Source organism: Streptomyces sp. NPDC088730 (assembly GCF_044751215.1).
Lineage (GTDB): Bacteria > Actinomycetota > Actinomycetes > Streptomycetales > Streptomycetaceae > Streptomyces.
On the sequence record NZ_JBIVLK010000001.1, the window covers coordinates 490,539 to 509,447 of the forward strand.

Here is an 18,909-nt window from a genome sequence, read left to right on the forward strand (position 1 = left end):
CGAGCCGGTCGAGGCGCCGCGTGCGCGTCGTCGTGCGTCCCGTAAGGCGACCGCTCCGGCGGGTGCTCCGCAGGCCGCTGAGGCTGTGGAGATCGTGGAGGAGCCCGCCGCGGTGGCGAGCTCCGAGCCCGTCGCGGACGAGCCGGTTGCGCAGAGCGAGCCGGTCGAGGCGCCGCGTGCGCGTCGTCGTGCGTCCCGTAAGGCGACCGCTCCGGCGGGTGCTCCGCAGGCCGCTGAGGCTGTGGAGATCGTCGAGGAGCCCGCCGCCGTGGCGAGCCCCGAGCCCGTCGCGGAGGCGCCGCGCGGCCGTGCCCGCCGCCGGGCTTCCGCCCCGGCCGGCGCTCCGCAGGCCACCCGTACCGAGACCGCCGAGCCCGTCGCCGCCGAGCCCGAGGAGGCCGCCCCGGCCGCCGAGCCGGCCGAGGCCCCGCGCGGCCGGCGCCGTGCCGTCCGCAAGGCCACCTCCCCGGCCGGTGCCCCGCAGGCCGCGGAGGAGCGCACCGAGGTCCAGACCGGCGAGGGCCTGCCCGAGACCGCCGTCGAGGAGCTGGCAGCCGAGACCGCGGAGGTCGAGGAGGCCGCCCCGCGCGGCCGCCAGCGCCGCCGCGCCACCGCCGCCGCGGGCCGCCCCGAGTTCACCGGCAAGGTCGAGGAGCCCGTGCGCAGGAGCCGTGGCGCCGCCCGCCCCGCCGTCGCCGTGTTCCAGGCCCCGGTCTTCTCCGAGCCGATGTTCCAGACCCCGGAGACCGCTGCCGCGGCCGCCGCCGCGGGGACCGGCACGCACGACGAGGAGCCCGAGGAAGAGACCGGGACGACCGAGGAGCAGACCCCGGTCGCCGAGGCGCCCGCCCCCGCGGAGGCCGCGCAGGGCGGTTCGCGCCGCCGTCGCCGCCGCCGCGGTGAGGCCGCGGAGGCCGAGCCCGCCGCCGCACCCGCTCCGGCCGCCGCCCCGGTGGAGGAGCAGGCGGCGCAGGAGGACGAGCCCTCGGGCGAGCACGACGCGGAGCACGACGGCGAGGACACCGACGAGTACGGTGACCGGCCCTCGCGCCGCCGCCGTCGCGGTGGCCGTCGCCGCCGCCGTGGTGAGTCCGCGGAGGACGAGAGCACGGAGCAGCAGCACACCGACGACACCGCTGACCACCGCTCCGAGGACGAGCAGGAGCGCGCCCACGAGTCCGAGGGCGACGACGACAGCGACAACGACAACGACGAGAACGACAACGACGGCGACGACAACGACTCCGGTGCCGCCGGTTCGAGCAGCAGCCGTCGCCGCCGTCGCCGTCGCCGTCGCAGCGGTGACTCCTCGTCCGACGCCGAGAACGGCACGGACGACCCAGAGCGCACGGTCGTCAAGGTCCGCGAGCCCCGTAAGAAGGAGGCCGAGCGCGAGCCCGGCACCGGCTTCGACGAGGTCCAGTCCATCAAGGGCTCCACGCGTATGGAGGCCAAGAAGCAGCGCCGCCGCGAGGGCCGCGAGCAGGGCCGCCGCCGGGTCCCGATCATCACGGAGGCCGAGTTCCTGGCCCGCCGTGAGGCCGTCGAGCGCGTCATGGTCGTCCGCCAGAGCGGCGAGCGCACCCAGATCGGCGTCCTTGAGGACAACGTGCTCGTCGAGCACTACGTCAACAAGGAGCAGGCCACCAGCTACGTAGGCAACGTCTACCTGGGCAAGGTCCAGAACGTCCTGCCGTCCATGGAGGCCGCCTTCGTCGACATCGGCAAGGGCCGCAACGCGGTCCTGTACGCCGGCGAGGTCAACTTCGAGGCGCTCGGCATGGCCCACGGGCCCCGCCGCATCGAGACCGCGCTCAAGTCCGGCCAGTCCGTCCTCGTCCAGGTGACGAAGGACCCGATCGGCCACAAGGGCGCCCGCCTCACCAGCCAGGTCTCGCTGCCCGGCCGCTACCTGGTCTACGTGCCCGAGGGCTCGATGACCGGGATCAGCCGCAAGCTGCCCGACACCGAGCGTGCCCGGCTCAAGACCATCCTCAAGAAGATCGTCCCCGAGGACGCGGGCGTCATCGTCCGTACCGCCGCGGAGGGCGCCAGCGAGGACGAGCTGCGCCGCGACGTCGAGCGGCTCCAGGGACAGTGGGAGGACATCCAGAAGAAGTCGAAGAGCAGCGGCAGCTCCAACGCGCCGACGCTGCTCTACGGCGAGCCGGACATGACCGTCCGGGTCGTCCGCGACATCTTCAACGAGGACTTCTCCAAGGTCATCGTCAGCGGCAACGAGGCGTGGGACACCATCCACGGCTACGTCTCGCACGTGGCGCCCGACCTGACGGACCGGCTGTCGCGGTGGACCTCGGAGGTCGACATCTTCGCGACCTACCGGATCGACGAGCAGCTCATGAAGGCGCTGGACCGCAAGGTCTACCTGCCGAGCGGTGGCTCGCTGGTGATCGACAAGACCGAGGCGATGGTCGTCGTCGACGTCAACACCGGCAAGTTCACCGGTCAGGGCGGCAACCTTGAGGAGACCGTCACCAAGAACAACCTGGAGGCGGCCGAGGAGATCGTGCGCCAGCTGCGGCTGCGCGACCTCGGCGGCATCGTCGTCGTGGACTTCATCGACATGGTGCTGGAGTCCAACCGGGACCTGGTGCTGCGGCGCCTCCTGGAGTGCCTGGGACGCGACCGTACGAAGCACCAGGTCGCGGAGGTCACTTCGCTGGGCCTGGTCCAGATGACCCGTAAGCGGGTCGGACAGGGTCTGCTGGAGTCCTTCTCCGAGACCTGTGTCCACTGCAACGGGCGCGGCGTGATCGTGCACATGGAGCAGCCCACCTCTGTGGGCGGTGGCGGCGGCAACGGCAAGCGGTCCAAGAAGCGCCGCGGCGGTTCCGGCCAGGACCACGAGCACGGCCACGAGCACGAGCAGGATCACGACAACGAGACCGAGACCGAGGCCGAGGTGGCGGCCGAGGTCGCCGCTCCGGTCGCGCTGCCCGAGCCGGAGTTCGTCGCGGACGAGGAGCTGTACAGCAGCGCGGCGGAGGCCGAGGCGGCAGCAGGGCGAGGCCGTGGCCGTCGCCGGGCGACCCGTAAGGCGACCGCCCCGGCAGGCGCACCGAAGCAGGCGTCCGCGCCCGCTCCGACGGCCGAGCCCGTCGCGGAGCGGGAGCCCGTCGCGGCCCCCGAGCCGCAGCCCGAGCCCGCCCCGGAGCCGGTCGCCGAGGCCCCGGCCGTCGAGGCGCCCCCCGCCGAGGCGCCCCAGGGCCGTACGCGCCGCCGTGCGACCCGTAAGGCGACCGCCCCGGCGGGTTCGCCGGCCCCGGCAGAGCCGGTGGCGGCGGAGTCCACTCCGGCGGAGTCCACCCCGGCGGAGCAGGCCCCGGCCGTCCAGGCGCCGGTCTCCGACGCCGACCCGGTCGCCGCGGAGGACCCGGTGGCCGAGGCCCCGCACGTGGAGGTCCCGGCGGAGGAGCCGGCCGCACCGCCGCGTGCCCGCCGCCGGGCGACCCGCAAGGCCACCGCGCCCGCCGGTTCTCCGGCCGGCACCGAAGAGGCCGCGACCGTCGTGGTGACGGCCTCCACCGATGCCGAGCCCAAGGCCGATCCGAAGGCCGAGCCCACCGAGGCCGAGTCGGCGCCCGACGCCGACGCCGAGCCCGGGGCCGCACCGGCCAAGAAGGCGGCCCGCAAGACCGCCAAGAAGGCCACGGCCAAGAAGGCGGCCACGAAGAAGGCGGCCACCACCACGAAGACCGCCGCCAAGAAGACCGCCGCGAAGAAGACGACGGCCAAGAAGGCGGCAGCGAAGAAGACGGTGGCGGCGGAGCAGCAGTCGCCGTCCTCCGTCACGGCTTCGGCGGACGAGGTCTGACCGACCGCGCACCGTGTGCCCGTACGCAGCCGGACCGGTTCCCCACAGGAACCGGGCCGGCTGCGTACTGCCGCCCCCCGGCGCACCACAACCGTCCCCGTGGACACGGAAGTTCGAGTACATGCGCAAGATCCAGAAGGCCGTCATACCGGCGGCAGGGCTCGGCACCCGGTTCCTGCCGGCGACGAAGGCGACTCCCAAGGAGATGCTGCCGGTCGTCGACAAGCCCGCGATCCAGTACGTCGTGGAGGAGGCCGCCGCCGCGGGACTGAGCGACGTGCTGATGATCACCGGGCGCAACAAGCGCGCCCTGGAGGACCACTTCGACCGGAACTACGAGCTGGAGTCGGCGCTGACCCGCAAGGGCGACGCCGAACGGCTGGTCCGGGTCCAGAAGTCCAGCGATCTGGCGACCATGCACTACGTCCGCCAGGGCGACCCGCGCGGACTCGGCCACGCCGTCCTGTGCGCGGAGCCCCATGTGGGCGACGAGCCGTTCGCGGTGCTGCTGGGCGACGACCTGATCGACCCGCGCGACCCGCTGCTGGCCCGGATGACCGAGATCCAGGAGCGCGAGGGCGGCAGCGTCGTCGCGCTGATGGAGGTGGCACCCGAGCAGATCCAGCTGTACGGCTGCGCCGGGGCCGAGGCCACCGCGCAGGACGATGTGGTCCGGGTCACCGGGCTGGTCGAGAAGCCGGAGCCCGGCGAGGCGCCCAGCAACCTCGCCGTCATCGGGCGCTACGTCCTGGACCCCGCGGTCTTCGGCGTGCTGCGCGAGACGGAGCCGGGCCGCGGCGGTGAGATCCAGCTGACGGACGCGCTCCAGCGGCTGGCCGTCGACGAGAGTCTCGGCGGCCCGGTCCACGGCGTCGTCTTCCGCGGCCGCCGCTACGACACCGGTGACCGGGGCGACTATCTGCAGGCCATCGTCAGACTCGCCTGCGAGCGCGAGGACCTGGGCCCCGAATTCCGCAGCTGGCTTCGCGGTTACGTGGCCGCCGAGCTCTGAGAGGCTGTCGGGGCCGTTCCCGTACGGCACCCGGACCCACCACCCGGGACACACGCACCAAGGCCCACCAAGGAACAAGGAGAACCTCATGATCGGCATGATTCTGGCGGCCGGCGCAGGCCGTCGTCTGCGCCCCTACACCGACACGCTGCCCAAGGCCCTGGTGCCGGTCGGCCCCGAGGGGAACGAGGAGAGCCTGACCGTCGTCGACCTGACCCTGGGCAACTTCGCCGAGGTCGGCCTGACCGAGGTCGCGATCATCGTGGGCTACCGCAAGGAGGCCCTGTACGAGCGCAAGGCCGCCCTTGAGGCCAAGTACGGCGTCACCCTCACGCTGATCGACAACGACAAGGCCGAGGAGTGGAACAACGCCTACTCCCTCTGGTGCGGCCGTGACGCCCTCAAGGACGGCGTGATCCTCGCCAACGGCGACACCGTGCACCCCGTCTCCGTGGAGAAGACGCTGCTGGCCGCCCGCGGCGAAGGCAAGAAGATCATCCTCGCCCTCGACACGGTGAAGAAGCTCGCCGACGAGGAGATGAAGGTCGTCGTCGAGGAGGGCAAGGGAGTTCAGCGGATCACCAAGCTGATGGACCCGGCCGAGGCCACCGGCGAGTACATCGGTGTCACCCTCATCGAGGGCGAGGCGGCCGCGGAGCTGGCCGACGCGCTGAAGACCACCTTCGAGCGGGACCCGGACCTCTACTACGAGGACGGCTACCAGGAGCTCGTCAACCGCGGCTTCAAGGTCGACGTGGAGCCGATCGGCGACATCAAGTGGGTGGAGATCGACAACCACGAGGACCTGGCCAAGGGCAGGACCATCGCGTGCCAGTACTGACCCGGCTGATCCCCGCGCCGGTCGTCGTCGACATCCGGGCCGGCGCGCTGGCGGATCTGGCGGGTGTCCTGGCCGATCAGCGCATCTCCGGCTCCGGGAAGCTGGCGGTCGCGATCAGCGGGGGCTCCGGCCGGGCGCTGCGGGAGCGGCTGTCGGGCAGCCTGCCCGGTGCCTCCTGGTTCGAGGTCGGCGGCGGCACGCTGAACGATGCCGTCAAGCTGGCGGAGGACATGAAGTCCGGGCGGTACGACGCCGTCGTCGGCCTCGGCGGCGGCAAGATCATCGACTGTGCCAAGTTCGCCGCGGCCCGCATCGGGCTGCCGCTGGTCGCCGTGGCGACGAACCTGTCCCACGACGGTCTGTGCTCACCGGTGGCCACGCTGGACAACGACGCGGGCCGGGGCTCGTACGGGGTCCCGAATCCGATCGCCGTCGTCATCGACCTCGACATCATCCGGGAGGCCCCGGTCCGCTTCGTGCGGTCCGGGATCGGGGACGCGCTCTCGAACATCTCCGCCGTGGCGGACTGGGAGCTCGCCCACCGGGTCAACGGCGAGGACATCGACGGACTGGCCGCGGCGATGGCCCGGCAGGCCGGCGAGGCCGTGCTGCGCCACCCCGGGTCCCTGGACGAGGACCGGTTCCTCCAGGTGCTGGCGGAGGGGCTGGTGCTCACCGGGATCTCGATGTCGGTCGCGGGCGACAGCCGGCCCGCCTCCGGTGCCTGCCACGAGATCAACCACGCCTTCGACCTGCTGTTCCCCCGGCGGGCGGCCAGCCACGGGGAGCAGTGCGGACTGGGCGCGGCCTTCGCCATGTATCTGCGCGGCGCCCACCAGGAGTCCGCGCGGATGGCCGCGACGCTGCGGCGCCACGGCCTGCCGGTCACCGCGCAGGAGATCGGTTTCAGCGTGGACGAGTTCGTCTCCGTGGTCGAGTTCGCGCCCCGGACCAGGCCGGGCCGGTACACGATCCTGGAACACCTGAACCTCTCCGCGGACGGGATCAGGGAGGCCTACGCCGGCTACGTCGCAGCGGCCGGGGCCTGAATCGGGGCCCGGTTTGACCGGGGTGTCCCGGGCCCCGTAATCTTGACCGTCGGCGTTTGTTTCGCCACACCTCTGAGCACTGACCTCCCGCTCGTACGGGAGAGGCCGCTCGTCCACTCCGGATCGTCTCGGGTCCCCGGACCCGTGTGAGCGGCTGGCTTCAGGGGTTTCCGCTTCGAGTGAGAGTGAGATCCGCGTGTACGCCATCGTGCGCAGCGGTGGTCGCCAGCACAAGGTTGCTGTCGGCGACATCGTTGAGGTTGACAAGATTCCCACCGCCAGTGTTGGCGACACGGTAGAGCTCTCTACCCTGCTCGTTGTCGACGGCGACGCCGTGACCAGCGACCCGTGGGTGCTTGACGGCATCAAGGTCCAGGCCGAGATCGTGGACCACCACAAGGGCGCGAAGATCGACATCCTTCGCTACAAGAACAAGACCGGCTACCGCCGTCGCCAGGGTCACCGCCAGCAGTACACGGCGATCAAGGTCACCGGTATCCCCGCGGCTGCGAAGTAAGGGACTGAGGAGACATGGCACATAAGAAGGGCGCATCGTCCACTCGGAACGGGCGCGATTCCAATGCTCAGCGGCTCGGCGTGAAGCGCTTCGGCGGTCAGGCCGTCAACGCCGGTGAGATCCTGGTCCGCCAGCGCGGCACCCACTTCCACCCGGGCACGGGCGTCGGCCGTGGCGGCGACGACACGCTGTTCGCCCTCGCCGCCGGTGCGGTCGAGTTCGGCACGCACCGTGGCCGCAAGGTCGTGAACATCGTTCCGATCGCCGGCTGATTCCCGGCGCTCGTAGAGCGGTTTGACGTGGAGGCGGACCTCACTTCCTGTTCCGGGAAGTGGGTCCGCCTTTCGCGTGTTGCTCCTGAGGGGCATGAGCGAGACTTTTCTGCACGTATGTAACTGGAGGTTCCAACCATGACCACCTTCGTGGACCGCGTCGAGCTGCATGCCGCCGCGGGTAACGGGGGCCACGGCTGCGCCTCCGTTCACCGTGAGAAGTTCAAGCCGCTCGGCGGCCCGGACGGCGGCAACGGCGGCCGCGGCGGCGATGTGACCCTGATCGTCGACCAGGCCGTCACCACGCTGCTCGACTACCACCACCACCCCCACCGCAAGGCCACCAACGGCCAGCCCGGTGCCGGTGACAACCGCACCGGCAAGGAGGGCCAGGACCTGATCCTGCCCGTGCCGGACGGCACCGTCGTGCTCGACACGGACGGCAACGTCCTCGCGGACCTGGTCGGCCAGGGCACCATGTTCGTCGCCGGCCAGGGCGGCCGGGGCGGCCTCGGCAACGGCGCGCTGGCCTCCGCCCGGCGCAAGGCCCCCGGCTTCGCGCTGCTCGGTGAGCCCGGTGAGAGCCGGGACATCGTCCTGGAGCTCAAGACCGTCGCCGACGTGGCCCTGGTGGGCTACCCGAGCGCGGGCAAGTCCTCGCTGATCTCGGTCCTGTCGGCCGCCAAGCCGAAGATCGCCGACTACCCGTTCACGACCCTGGTCCCGAACCTCGGGGTCGTCACCGCGGGCTCCACCGTCTACACCATCGCGGACGTCCCGGGCCTGATCCCGGGAGCCAGCCAGGGCAAGGGCCTCGGCCTGGAGTTCCTGCGCCACGTCGAGCGCTGCTCGGTCCTCGTGCACGTACTGGACACGGCGACGCTGGAGTCCGACCGCGACCCGCTCTCCGACCTCGACATGATCGAGGAGGAGCTGAAGCTGTACGGCGGGCTGGAGGACCGGCCCCGCATCGTCGTCCTCAACAAGATCGACATTCCGGACGGCCAGGACCTCGCGGAGATGATCCGCCCGGACCTGGAGGCCCGCGGCTACCGCGTCTTCGAGGTGTCCGCCGTCGCCCGCACCGGGCTCAAGGAGCTCTCCTTCGCGCTGGCCGGTGTCATCGCCGAGGCGCGCGCCGCGAAGCCGGTGGAGGAGGCGACCCGCGTCGTCATCCGGCCCAAGGCCGTGGACGACGCCGGTTTCACCGTGACGCTGGAGGACGACGGCATCTACCGGGTGCGCGGCGAGAAGCCGGAGCGCTGGGTGCGCCAGACCGACTTCAACAACGACGAGGCCGTCGGCTACCTCGCGGACCGGCTGAACCGGCTCGGTGTCGAGGACGAGCTGCGCAAGGCGGGTGCCCGCGCGGGCGACGGAGTGGCCATCGGCGCCGAGGACAACGCCGTCGTCTTCGACTGGGAGCCGACCGTGACGGCCGGCGCCGAGATGCTCGGCCGCCGAGGCGAGGACCACCGCCTGGAGGAGCCGCGTCCGGCCGCGCAGCGCCGTCGCGACCGCGAGGACGAGCGCGACGACATCAGCAAGGAGTACCAGGAGTTCGACCCGTTCGCGTGAGCGACGGGTAGCCTCCGCCGGTCCCGGTTCCCCGAGGACGCGCCGCCAGACTGCCGTCTGCCGCGGCTACACGTCCTCGGGGAGCCGGGACCGCGTGCTTTCCCGGAGGCCGGGGCCGTCAGGACCGGCCGGCCTGCTCCAGGGCTTCGGCGGGGGAGGGCGCCGGGGTGCGCTCGTCGAGCGGGACGAACGGGAGCATCGTCTCCTCGCCCAGGAACACCCGGCGCACGACGCGTTCGGCGGCGCGGCCGTCGTCGTAGTCGCAGAAGCGCTCCCGGAACACCTTGCGCAGCCCGGCCGACCTCTCGCTCCGCCACTCCCGGGAGCCCAGCACGGAGGCCAGCTGTGCCTGGCTGGTCGCCACGGCGCCCGGGGGCTCGGCCATCAGGTCGAAGTAGGTGCCGCGCACGGCCCGGTAGGTGTCCCAGTCGTCGGCGTAGATCACGATCGGCCGGTCCAGGTTGGCGTAGTCGAACATCGCCGAGGAGTAGTCCGTGATCAGGGCGTCCGCCGCGAGGTAGAGCTGCTCGACGTTCCCGTGCGCGGAGACGTCGATGATCCGGCCGCTGGCCTGGAGGTCGGCGAGCCGGCCGGTCGGCTTGTAGAAGTAGTGGCCGCGCACCAGCAGGGTGACGTCGGGCCCCAGCTCCTCGGCCAGCCCCGGCAGGTCGAGCCGCGGGGCGAAGGACTTCTCGTACTCGCGGTGGGTCGGCGCGTAGAGGAAGGCCGTCGAGCCGTCCGCCAGGCCGAGTTCGCTCCTGGCCCGTGAGACATCCGCCGCGGTGGCGTTGAGCAGTACGTCGTTGCGCGGGTAGCCGGTCTCCAGCGAGGTGTACCGGCAGGGGTACACCCGCTCCCACACGGTGGTGGAGAAGCGGTTGGCGGACAGGCTGTAGTCCCAGCGGTCGCAGCGGCGGAGCAGCTTCTCCATGTCCATGCTGGTGGACGCCGGGTACTGGGCCTGGTCGAGGCCCATCGTCTTCAGCGGGGTGCCGTGGTGGGTCTGCAGGTGGATCTGGCCGTCGCGCTTGATCACGGTGTCGCCGAAGTTCACGTTGTTCGTGAGGTACTTCGCGCGGGCCATCACCGACCAGTACTCACGGGACCCGACCACCACTGCCTCGACGCCCTTGGGCACCCGGTCGCGGTGCTCGGACCTGACCGCCCAGACCCGGCGCATGTCCGGGGCCAGCCGGCCCAGCTCCGCCTCGATGGCCGCGGGGTTGCAGGAGTAGCCGCGGCCCCAGTACGCGGAGAACACCGCGAGGTTGTCGTCCAGCGGCATGCGCAGCTGGGACCTGTAGAACACGCCGAGGGCGGCGCGCTTGGCCCGGCCGGCGCGGGCCCGGCCGCCCAGCTTGGCCCGGTTGCGCACGTTGTTGACCCGGGTGACACCGACCAGTGCCGGGTAGGAGCCGAGGCCGAGCAGGGCGTACTTGTAGCCCTTGCCGCCCGGCGGCCGCCGGAAGCCCTCCGGGAGGCGGCTGCGGTACTCCTTGGCCGCGCGGTGGAAGAACTCGGCGCGGGCGTTCCGCGGAAGCCGGCCGGGCTTCTCCAGGACGGTCAGGAAGTGGTCGGTCATCTTCCTGAAGAGCGCCGGGCGCCAGGAGTCCAGCTCAGGCCGTTCGTCCAGATAGGCGAAGACGCGGTCGTACTGGTCGAAGACGTCGAAGTGCTTGCGGCTGACCGTGCGCAGGATGTTGCCGCCCTCGCGCCGCTGCCGGTACAGCACGCAGGAGCGGTCCAGGACGGCGATGGTCTCCGCCGAGATCAGCGAGGAGAACGTCCACGGCGCGTCCTCGTAGTAGCCGGGCGGGAAGCGGAAACCGTGCGCGGTGACGAACGCGCGGCGGTAGGCCTTGTTCCACACGATCTGGAGCAGATCCAGCAGCTGCGGCCGGTCCGCCAGCGCGAAGACGGCGGGGCCGCTCTCGTCCAGCAGCTCCGCGCGCTTGTTGCGCAGATGCCGCCCGTCCCAGTAGGTGCGGGTGTAGTCGTAGACCAGGACGTCGGGGTCGTCCGTCGCGTCGAGGCGCGCCGCGATGGCCGCCAGCGATCCCGGGGCCAGGGTGTCGTCGCTGTCGAGGAAGAGCAGGTAGTCACCGGTCGCCTCGTCCATCCCCGCGTTGCGGGCGTGTCCCAGCCCCACGTTCTCGGTGAGGTGGAGCACACGTACGCGGGCGTCGCGTTCCGCGTACGTGTCGAGGATCGCGCCGGAGCCGTCCGGCGAGCAGTCGTCGACGCCGATGACCTCGAAGTCGGTGAAGTCCTGCTGGAGCACGGAGTCGAGACACTCCCCGATGTACCCCTGCACGTTGTACGCAGGCACGATGAGTGTCAGTCGAGGCATCGTCCACCAGTCCAGAGAAGCTGTCCGAGGGTGTGTGCGAGGTGCGCGGTGCGCACCGCCGAACAGTGCGGCGGAGTCCAGCACCCGGACAGCGTAATTGATTGCTGTCAGCCGCCTTTGAGCGGCAAGGGCGGGCTCGCCGGTCCGACTTTTCCGGGCACGTAGGGTGAACGGGACGGTTATGGCCTCGGAGAGGGAGACCCACGACATGACCTGGATGGTTACGGGCGGAGCGGGATACATCGGGGCACACGTCGTGCGCGCGATGCTCGCGGGCGGCCGGCGGGTCGTCGTGTACGACGATCTGTCGACCGGGAGCGCCGGGAAGGTGCCCGCCGGAGTGCCCCTGGTGACCGGCAGCGTCCTGGACCGTGCGGCCCTGGACGCGGCGATCCGCGACCACGGGGTGACCGGTGTGGTGCACATCGCGGGCAAGAAGCAGGTGGGCGAGTCCGTCGAGCGGCCCCTGCACTACTACCGGGAGAACGTGACGGGGCTGGAGACGCTGCTGGAGAGCATGGTCGACGCGGATGTCGACCGGCTGGTGTTCTCCTCCTCCGCCGCCGTCTACGGCATGCCCGACGTCACCCTCGTCACCGAGGACACCCCGTGCGCGCCGATGAGCCCGTACGGCGAGACCAAGCTCGTCGGGGAGTGGCTGATCCACGCCGCCGCCCGCGCCCACGGGCTGCGCTGCGCCTCGCTGCGCTACTTCAACGTGGCCGGCGCGGCGTCGCCGGAGCTGGCCGACGCCGGGGTGTTCAACCTGATCCCGATGGTCTTCGAGCGGCTGGAGGCCGGTGAGGGCCCGCGGATCTTCGGCGACGACTACGCGACGCCGGACGGCACCTGCGTCCGCGACTACATCCACGTCGAGGACATCGCCTCCGCCCACCTCGCGGCCGCGCGCCGGCTCGAAGAGGCGGAGCGCGGTACGGATCTCACGCTCAACATCGGGCGCGGTGAGGGCAGTTCCGTACGGGAGATGGTCGACCGGATCCTCCGGGTGACGGACAACGGGGACATCGCCCCCGAGGTGACCGCCCGCCGGCCGGGCGACCCGGCGCGGGTGGTCGCGGCCGCAGACCGGATCCGGGCGGAGCTGGGCTGGTCGGCCCGGTACGGCGTGGACGAGATGATCGACTCCGCCTGGCAGGGCTGGCGGCTGCGCCACCCGTAGGCCGGGCCACCGGGCCACCGGGCCACCGGGCCACCGGGCCACCGGGCCACCGGGCCACCGGGCCACCGGGCCACCGGGCCACCGGGCCACCGGGCCCACGGCGGCGGCGCCGGGGGCTATGCCTCCGGCGCGGGCTCCAGCGCTTCCTCGCCCGCCGCGTCGGCCTCCTCCGGCGCGCCCCGCTGTGCCGGTATCCCCGGGAGCAGCCGGCGGGCCATCCGTACGCGGTGCTCGTCCGCGACCTCGCACAGCCCGAGGGCGGCCTCGTTGAAGCGTGTCCGGGAGGGCGGGGCGGACGGGCGGAGGAGAGGGAGCTCCAGCTCGGCGCGGGCAGCCGCCAGCCCGTCGCCGGCGGAGTGGCGCACCGAGTCCAGGAGAGCGGCGACACCGGCCGCGTCCGGGGCCAGGACCTCCGCCGCCCGGACCGTCGGGAGCACCTCGCGGAACTGCTCCTGAGACAGCTCGCCGGTGTTCACGACGGCGTCCGGCTTCTCGGCCGCCAGGTAGTCCGTGACCGGTTGGCGGCCGTCGCGGTGACCGGCAGCGCGAGGTGCGGGACAGCGGCCGCGGCTGCCGGGGCGGCGAAGGACGCGGCCAGTACGGCGAGCGGGAGGGCGTGCGCGGCGGACCGCAGGAGCGGGGGAGCGGTTGCACCGGGGGACTCAATGAGCGCGAGCGCTCGCGCGCGCGGTGGGGCCGCTCTGCCGCTCCGACGTATCGGTGCGGCCCACGGGGCGGTACGGTCCGGGACCGGTGCGGCCGGTGCGTATGGATGGTGTGGGGGTCGAGGGGCCCTCGATAGGGAGGGCGGCTCGTCCGTTCATGAGACGGGCGTGAAGAGTCAGTGAGAGTCGAGCGGATGGGGGCAACCCATTCCGGGGATCGCGAATTGGTGCGAGGTGTCCCCGGAAGGGCGGATTACGCCAACCGGCCACCGGGATTCCGCGGTCGATCCGGGAACCGATGTATTCGTCATTCAGTTCGACGTAGTGAAATGGATTTCCGCGTCCGGCAGCCGGACGGGCGTGGAGAAGTGACCCCCGGTTACGGGTTTCCACTGCTTTTCGTCCGGATGTGTCGGTAATGGGACCATGAAGGCTGTTTTGCCATAGATGGGGCAGCGAATCTAAGTAAGGTCGCCCGACAGGTCGCAGCTGCGACTGGACCGCCATCTCATCGTGGGGGCAGAAACAGTGAAGGCTCTCGTACTTTCCGGTGGGGCAGGCACCCGGCTCCGTCCCATCACCCACACCTCGGCCAAACAGCTGGTTCCGGTGGCGAACAAACCTGTGCTGTTCTACGGCCTGGAGGCCATCGCGGAGGCGGGCATCACCGAGGTCGGCATCATCGTGGGCGACACCGAGGAGGAGATCCGCGCGGCGGTCGGGGACGGCTCCCGGTTCGGCATCGACGTCACCTACATCCCGCAGTCCGAGCCGCTCGGCCTCGCCCACGCGGTCCTGGTCGCCCAGCGGTTCCTCGGGGACGAGGACTTCGTCATGTACCTCGGGGACAACTTCATCATCGGCGGGATCACCGGCCTGGTCGAGGGATTCCGGGCCGACCGGCCCGACGCCCAGATCCTGCTCACCCAGGTGCCCGACCCGACCTCGTTCGGCGTCGCCGAACTCGACGGCGACGGCAGGGTGGTGGCTCTGGAGGAGAAGCCGAGGGAGCCCAAGAGCGATCTGGCGCTCGTCGGCGTCTACCTCTTCACCCGGGCCATCCACGAGGCGGTCCGCTCCATCCGCCCGTCCTGGCGCGGAGAACTGGAGATCACCCACGCCATCCAGTGGCTGATCGACCAGGAGCGCGACGTCCGCTCCACCATGATCCGCGGGTACTGGAAGGACACCGGCAACGTCACCGACATGCTGGAGGTCAACCGGACCGTACTGGAGAGCGTCGAACCCTCCACCGAGGGCGCCCACGTCGACGACGAGAGCGAGATCATCGGCCGGGTGCGCATCGAACCCGGCGCCCGGGTCACCCGCAGCCGGATCGTCGGGCCCGCCATCATCGGCGCCCGCTCGGTGATCAGCGACGCCTACGTCGGACCGTTCACCTCGGTCGCCCAGGAGTGCCGGATCGAGGACAGCGAGATCGAGTACTCCATCGTCCTGCGGGGCGCCTCGATCGACGGCGTCCGCCGCGTGGAGGCCTCCCTCATCGGCCACGAGGTCGAGGTGACCCCCGCGCCCCGGAGCCCCTCCGCCCACCGTCTCGTCCTCGGCGACCACAGCAAGGTGCAGATCTCCTCATGACGACCCACATCCTGGTGACCGGCGGCGCCGGTTTCATCGGCTCGCACTACGTCCGCACACTCCTGGGCCCGGACGGACCCGGTGACGTGGCCGTCACGGTGCTCGACAAGCTCACCTACGCGGGCAACCCGGCCAACCTCGACGACGTCCGCGACCACCCGGGCTTCTCCTTCGTCCAGGGCGACATCTGCGACGCGGAGCTGGTCGGCGGACTGATGGCCGGGCACGACCAGGTCGTGCACTTCGCCGCGGAATCGCACGTGGACCGCTCCATCGACGGCGGCGCCGCCTTCGTCCGTACCAACGTCGTGGGAACCCACACCCTCGTCCACGCCGCGCACCTGGCGGGCGTCTCGGCCTTCGTGCACATCTCCACCGACGAGGTCTACGGATCGATCGACGAGGGCTCCTGGACCGAGAGCGAACCCCTCGCCCCCAACTCCCCGTACTCCGCCTCCAAGGCGTCGAGCGACCTGATCGCGCTCTCGTACCACCGCACCCACGGACTCGACGTGCGGGTGACCCGCTGCTCCAACAACTACGGACACCACCACTTCCCCGAGAAGGTCATCCCGCTCTTCGTCACCAACCTCCTGGAGGGCCGCCCGGTACCGCTGTACGGCGACGGCGCCCACGTCCGCGACTGGCTGCACATCGACGACCACGTCCAGGCCATCGAACTGGTCCGCACCCGGGGACGGGCGGGCGAGGTCTACAACATCGGCGGCGGCACCGAGCTGTCCAACAAGGAACTCACCGGACTGCTGCTGGAGGCCTGCGGCGCCGACTGGGACGCGGACGTCACCTACGTCGAGGACCGCAAGGGCCACGACCGGCGCTACTCGGTGGACTGCACCAAGATCCGCGAGGAGCTGGGGTACGAACCGGGCAAGGACTTCCGCAGAGGCCTCGCGGAGACCGTGCGCTGGTACCGCGAGAACAGCGCCTGGTGGGAGCCGCTCAAGGAGAGGGCTGCGCTGTGAGCCCGGTCTGGCTGGTCACCGGGGCTGCCGGAATGCTGGCGCGGGACCTGCTGGCGGCCCTCGCCCACGAGGACGTCACCGCCGTCGCGACGGACCGCGAGGCCCTGGACATCGCAGACCCGGACCGCGTCAGCGAGGCGTTCGCCGCCCACCGCCCCTCGGTCGTGGTGAACTGCGCCGCCTGGACCGCCGTCGACGACGCCGAGAGCCAGGAGGACGCCGCACTGCGGGTCAACGGCACCGGACCCGCGGTCCTCGCGCGGGCCTGCCGCGAGCACGGCGCCGTGCTGCTCCACGTCTCCACGGACTACGTGTTCGCCGGGGACGCCGCCCGGCCGTACGGGGAGGACGCCCCCACCGGCCCGCGCAGCGCCTACGGACGCACCAAACTCGCGGGTGAACGCGCCGTCCTGGAGACCCTCCCCGAGACCGGCTACGTGGTCCGCACCGCCTGGCTCTACGGGGCCGGCGGCGGCAACTTCGTCCGGACGATGATCAGGCTGGAGGGTGCCAGGGAGACCCTCGACGTGGTGGACGACCAGCGCGGCCAGCCCACCTGGACCGTCGACCTGGCGGCCCGGCTGGTCCGGCTCGGCCGGGCCGCGCTGGCGGGCACCGCCCCGGCGGGCGTCTACCACGGCACCAGCGGCGGCGAGACGACCTGGTTCGGCTTCACCCAGGAGATCTTCCGGCTGCTCGGCGCCGACCCGGCCCGGGTCCGCCCGGCCACCAGCGAGGCCTTCGTCCGCCCCGCCCCCCGCCCCGCGTTCAGCGTGCTCGCGCAGAGCCGCTTCGAGGCGGCCGGCATCGAGCCGATCCGCGACTGGCGCACCGCCCTGGGCGAGGCGTTCCCGGCGCTGCTCGCCGCGGAACGCCCCTGACCTGCGGCCGGGCCCTGCTCAGCCCCCGGCCCTGCTGAGCACCGGCCAGCCGCCCGGCCCCCGGACAGGCCCTGGTCCGGCGGGCGGCGGACCGGCCGTCCGCAGCCGCGCGTAGTACGCCTCGCACTGCGCGTACGAGGGGAGCAGCCCCCGCTCCTCCGCCTCCGCCAGGGACGGGGCCGCCGCGTCCTTCCCGGACAGCAACGGGGCGACGTCCAGCGGCCAGTCGATGGCCAGCTCAGGATCGAGCGGATCGATGCCGTGCTCCCGCGCCGGCGCGTAACCCTCCGAGCAGAGGTACAGGACGCACGCGTCGTCCGTCAGCGCCATGAAGGCGTGGCCGAGCCCCTCCGCGAGGTAGACCGCCCGGTGACCGCTGTCGTCGAGACGCACCCCCTCCCACCGCTTGTACGTGGGCGAGCCGGCCCGGATGTCCACGATCACGTCGAGCACCGCGCCGCGCACGCACTTCACGTACTTCGCCTGGCCCGGCGGCACATCGGCGAAGTGGATCCCGCGCAGCGTGCCCCGGGCGGAACTGGAGAAGTTGGCCTGGGCGAGCCCCAGCGTGTGCCCCTGCGCCGCATCGAGGTCCGAGGCCCTGAACCACTCGTGGAAGCTGCCCCGGCCGTCCGTGAGGACCTCGGGCTCGTGCACCCAGGCCCCTGGGATGGAGAGCTGGCGCATGCGATCACGTCCTTGTTGCTGGAGGTTCTGAAGTTCTGAGGTTCTGGAGTTCGGGAGTTCTGGGGTTCCGGAGTTCTGGGGTTCCCCGGCTCCGCCGCCGGCCGTGCTGCCGACACCGCTGCAACGAGAAGCGGGGCATTTCGGACACGGAGTGGCACGGATCAGGATGTACCGGGGTCCACCGTGCGGAACGCCCACGCGCCGATTCCGGCGCTCGCGTAGATTGCGGATTCCGATCGAGGGCGAACCACGGGGGATACGCGTGTCAGGGGCAAGGCAGGGCGTCACGGAGGCCCGCAGGATCGTCGTCAAGGTCGGTTCCTCCTCCCTCACCACCGCCGCCGGCGGCCTCGACGCGGACCGCGTCGACGCGCTCGTCGACGTCCTCGCCAAGGTGCGCGGCGGCGGTGAGCGGGAGGTCGTGCTGGTCTCCAGCGGCGCCATCGCGGCCGGACTCGCCCCGCTCGGACTGCACCGCAGGCCCAAGGACCTGGCCAGGCAGCAGGCCGCCGCCAGCGTCGGCCAGGGACTGCTCGTCGCCCGCTACACCGCCTCCTTCGCCCGCTACGGCGTCCGCGTCGGCCAGGTCCTGCTCACCAGCAACGACACCAGCCGCCGCGCCCACTACCGCAACGCCTACCGCACCCTGGACCAGCTCCTGGACATGGGCGCGCTGCCGGTCGTCAACGAGAACGACACCGTCGCCACCGACGAAATCCGGTTCGGCGACAACGACCGGCTCGCCGCGCTCGTCGCCCACCTGGTCCGCGCCGATCTGCTGATCCTCCTCTCGGACGTGGACGGCCTCTACGACGGCGACCCGAGCATCCCCGGCACCACCCGCATCGCGGAGATCACCGGCCCCGCCGACCTGGCCGGGGTCAGCATCGGCAGCGCGGGCAGGGCGGGCGTCGGGACCGGCGGCATGGTCACCAAGGTCGAGGCCGCCAGGATCGCCACCGCCGCGGGCGTCCCGGTCGTGCTGACCTCGGCCAGCCACGCCGCGGACGCGCTGGCCGGCCGCGACACCGGTACGTACTTCCACCGCACCGGGCGCCGCAGCGCGGACCGGCTGCTGTGGCTGGCGCACGCCTCCACCCCGCAGGGCGCGCTGACCCTGGACGACGGTGCCGTGCAGGCGGTCGTCGAGCGCCACAGCTCGCTGCTGCCGGCCGGGATCGCCTCGGTCGAGGGCGAGTTCGCCGCGGGCGACCCGGTGGAGCTGCGCGATCTGCGCGGCCGGCCGGTGGCCCGGGGGCTCGTCAACTTCGACGCGAAGGAGATCCCGCAGCTCCTCGGCCGCTCCACCCGCGATCTGGCACGCGAACTGGGGCCCGCCTACGAGCGCGAGGTCGTACACAGGGACGATCTTGTAGTCCTGCACGGCTGACGGACCCCTGAAACGGCTGAAAGTCCAGCCTTCGGGCAGAGACCTTCACGAAAACCGCCCCACGCCGGGC

Annotated in this window: 15 protein-coding genes; 12 read left to right on the plus strand and 3 right to left on the minus strand. The window is 71.8% G+C overall.

Translation table 11 applies throughout. The features are described from left to right. The 7 genes from ACIP89_RS02085 to obgE all read left to right on the plus strand — a co-directional run. A partial coding sequence (locus ACIP89_RS02085; protein ID WP_402112467.1) for an Rne/Rng family ribonuclease occupies positions 1-3,835 on the plus strand: 3,835 nt, incomplete at its 5' end. Positions 3,836-3,956: 121 nt separating this feature from the next. Beyond that, positions 3,957-4,847 (plus strand): UTP--glucose-1-phosphate uridylyltransferase GalU, encoded by an 891-nt coding sequence (galU, locus tag ACIP89_RS02090; RefSeq protein ID WP_402112470.1) that lies wholly within the window; start codon positions 3,957-3,959, stop codon positions 4,845-4,847. Positions 4,848-4,935: 88 nt separating this feature from the next. Beyond that, positions 4,936-5,688 (plus strand): sugar phosphate nucleotidyltransferase, encoded by a 753-nt coding sequence (locus ACIP89_RS02095; RefSeq protein WP_401921475.1) that lies wholly within the window; start codon positions 4,936-4,938, stop codon positions 5,686-5,688. Then, positions 5,676-6,737, plus strand: a complete 1,062-nt coding sequence (locus ACIP89_RS02100; RefSeq protein WP_401921473.1) for an iron-containing alcohol dehydrogenase family protein — start codon at positions 5,676-5,678, stop codon at positions 6,735-6,737. Before ACIP89_RS02095 ends, ACIP89_RS02100 begins: the two co-directional genes overlap by 13 nt. A 196-nt stretch (positions 6,738-6,933) precedes the next feature. Next, entirely contained in the window at positions 6,934-7,254 is a 321-nt protein-coding gene (rplU, locus tag ACIP89_RS02105) for a 50S ribosomal protein L21 (RefSeq protein ID WP_024494442.1), read from the plus strand. Between the two features lie 14 nt (positions 7,255-7,268). Beyond that, entirely contained in the window at positions 7,269-7,526 is a 258-nt protein-coding gene (gene rpmA, locus ACIP89_RS02110) for a 50S ribosomal protein L27 (protein WP_018103204.1), read from the plus strand. Between the two features lie 138 nt (positions 7,527-7,664). Continuing rightward, entirely contained in the window at positions 7,665-9,104 is a 1,440-nt protein-coding gene (gene obgE, locus ACIP89_RS02115; protein ID WP_401921471.1) for a GTPase ObgE, read from the plus strand. Positions 9,105-9,222: 118 nt separating this feature from the next. Here obgE and ACIP89_RS02120 read toward each other — a convergent pair whose 3' ends face one another. After that, on the minus strand, positions 9,223-11,454 hold the full coding sequence (locus ACIP89_RS02120; protein WP_402112472.1) for a CDP-glycerol glycerophosphotransferase family protein: 2,232 nt from the start codon (positions 11,452-11,454) through the stop codon (positions 9,223-9,225). A 208-nt stretch (positions 11,455-11,662) separates the two neighbouring features. Between ACIP89_RS02120 and galE the strand changes: the two genes are divergently transcribed. After that, positions 11,663-12,634 (plus strand): UDP-glucose 4-epimerase GalE, encoded by a 972-nt coding sequence (galE, locus tag ACIP89_RS02125; RefSeq protein ID WP_402112474.1) that lies wholly within the window; start codon positions 11,663-11,665, stop codon positions 12,632-12,634. 116 nt (positions 12,635-12,750) lie between these two features. On the opposite strand, the gene ACIP89_RS02130 is transcribed toward galE, so the two are convergent. Continuing rightward, positions 12,751-13,110 carry a hypothetical protein gene (locus ACIP89_RS02130; protein WP_402112476.1) on the minus strand — a complete coding sequence of 120 codons (360 nt, stop codon included), beginning with the start codon at positions 13,108-13,110 and terminating at the stop codon, positions 12,751-12,753. 717 nt (positions 13,111-13,827) lie between these two features. Between ACIP89_RS02130 and ACIP89_RS02135 the strand changes: the two genes are divergently transcribed. Genes ACIP89_RS02135 through rfbD form a run of 3 tightly spaced genes read left to right on the plus strand, consistent with a single transcriptional unit; the run spans position 13,828 to position 16,762 of the window. Continuing rightward, positions 13,828-14,898 carry a glucose-1-phosphate thymidylyltransferase gene (locus tag ACIP89_RS02135; protein ID WP_401922344.1) on the plus strand — a complete coding sequence of 357 codons (1,071 nt, stop codon included), beginning with the start codon at positions 13,828-13,830 and terminating at the stop codon, positions 14,896-14,898. After that, positions 14,895-15,881 (plus strand): dTDP-glucose 4,6-dehydratase, encoded by a 987-nt coding sequence (gene rfbB, locus ACIP89_RS02140; protein WP_401921464.1) that lies wholly within the window; start codon positions 14,895-14,897, stop codon positions 15,879-15,881. Before ACIP89_RS02135 ends, rfbB begins: the two co-directional genes overlap by 4 nt. 32 nt (positions 15,882-15,913) lie before the next feature. Then, positions 15,914-16,762, plus strand: coding sequence for a dTDP-4-dehydrorhamnose reductase (gene rfbD, locus ACIP89_RS02145; RefSeq protein ID WP_401922342.1), 849 nt, complete (start codon positions 15,914-15,916; stop codon positions 16,760-16,762). Between the two features lie 18 nt (positions 16,763-16,780). Here the strand turns inward: rfbD and rfbC are convergent, their stop codons facing one another. Then, positions 16,781-17,449 carry a dTDP-4-dehydrorhamnose 3,5-epimerase gene (gene rfbC, locus ACIP89_RS02150; RefSeq protein WP_401921462.1) on the minus strand — a complete coding sequence of 223 codons (669 nt, stop codon included), beginning with the start codon at positions 17,447-17,449 and terminating at the stop codon, positions 16,781-16,783. Positions 17,450-17,711: 262 nt separating this feature from the next. On the opposite strand from rfbC, the gene proB reads away from it, so the two are divergent. Beyond that, positions 17,712-18,839 carry a glutamate 5-kinase gene (gene proB, locus ACIP89_RS02155; RefSeq protein ID WP_402112479.1) on the plus strand — a complete coding sequence of 376 codons (1,128 nt, stop codon included), beginning with the start codon at positions 17,712-17,714 and terminating at the stop codon, positions 18,837-18,839. Positions 18,840-18,909: the final 70 nt, after the last annotated feature.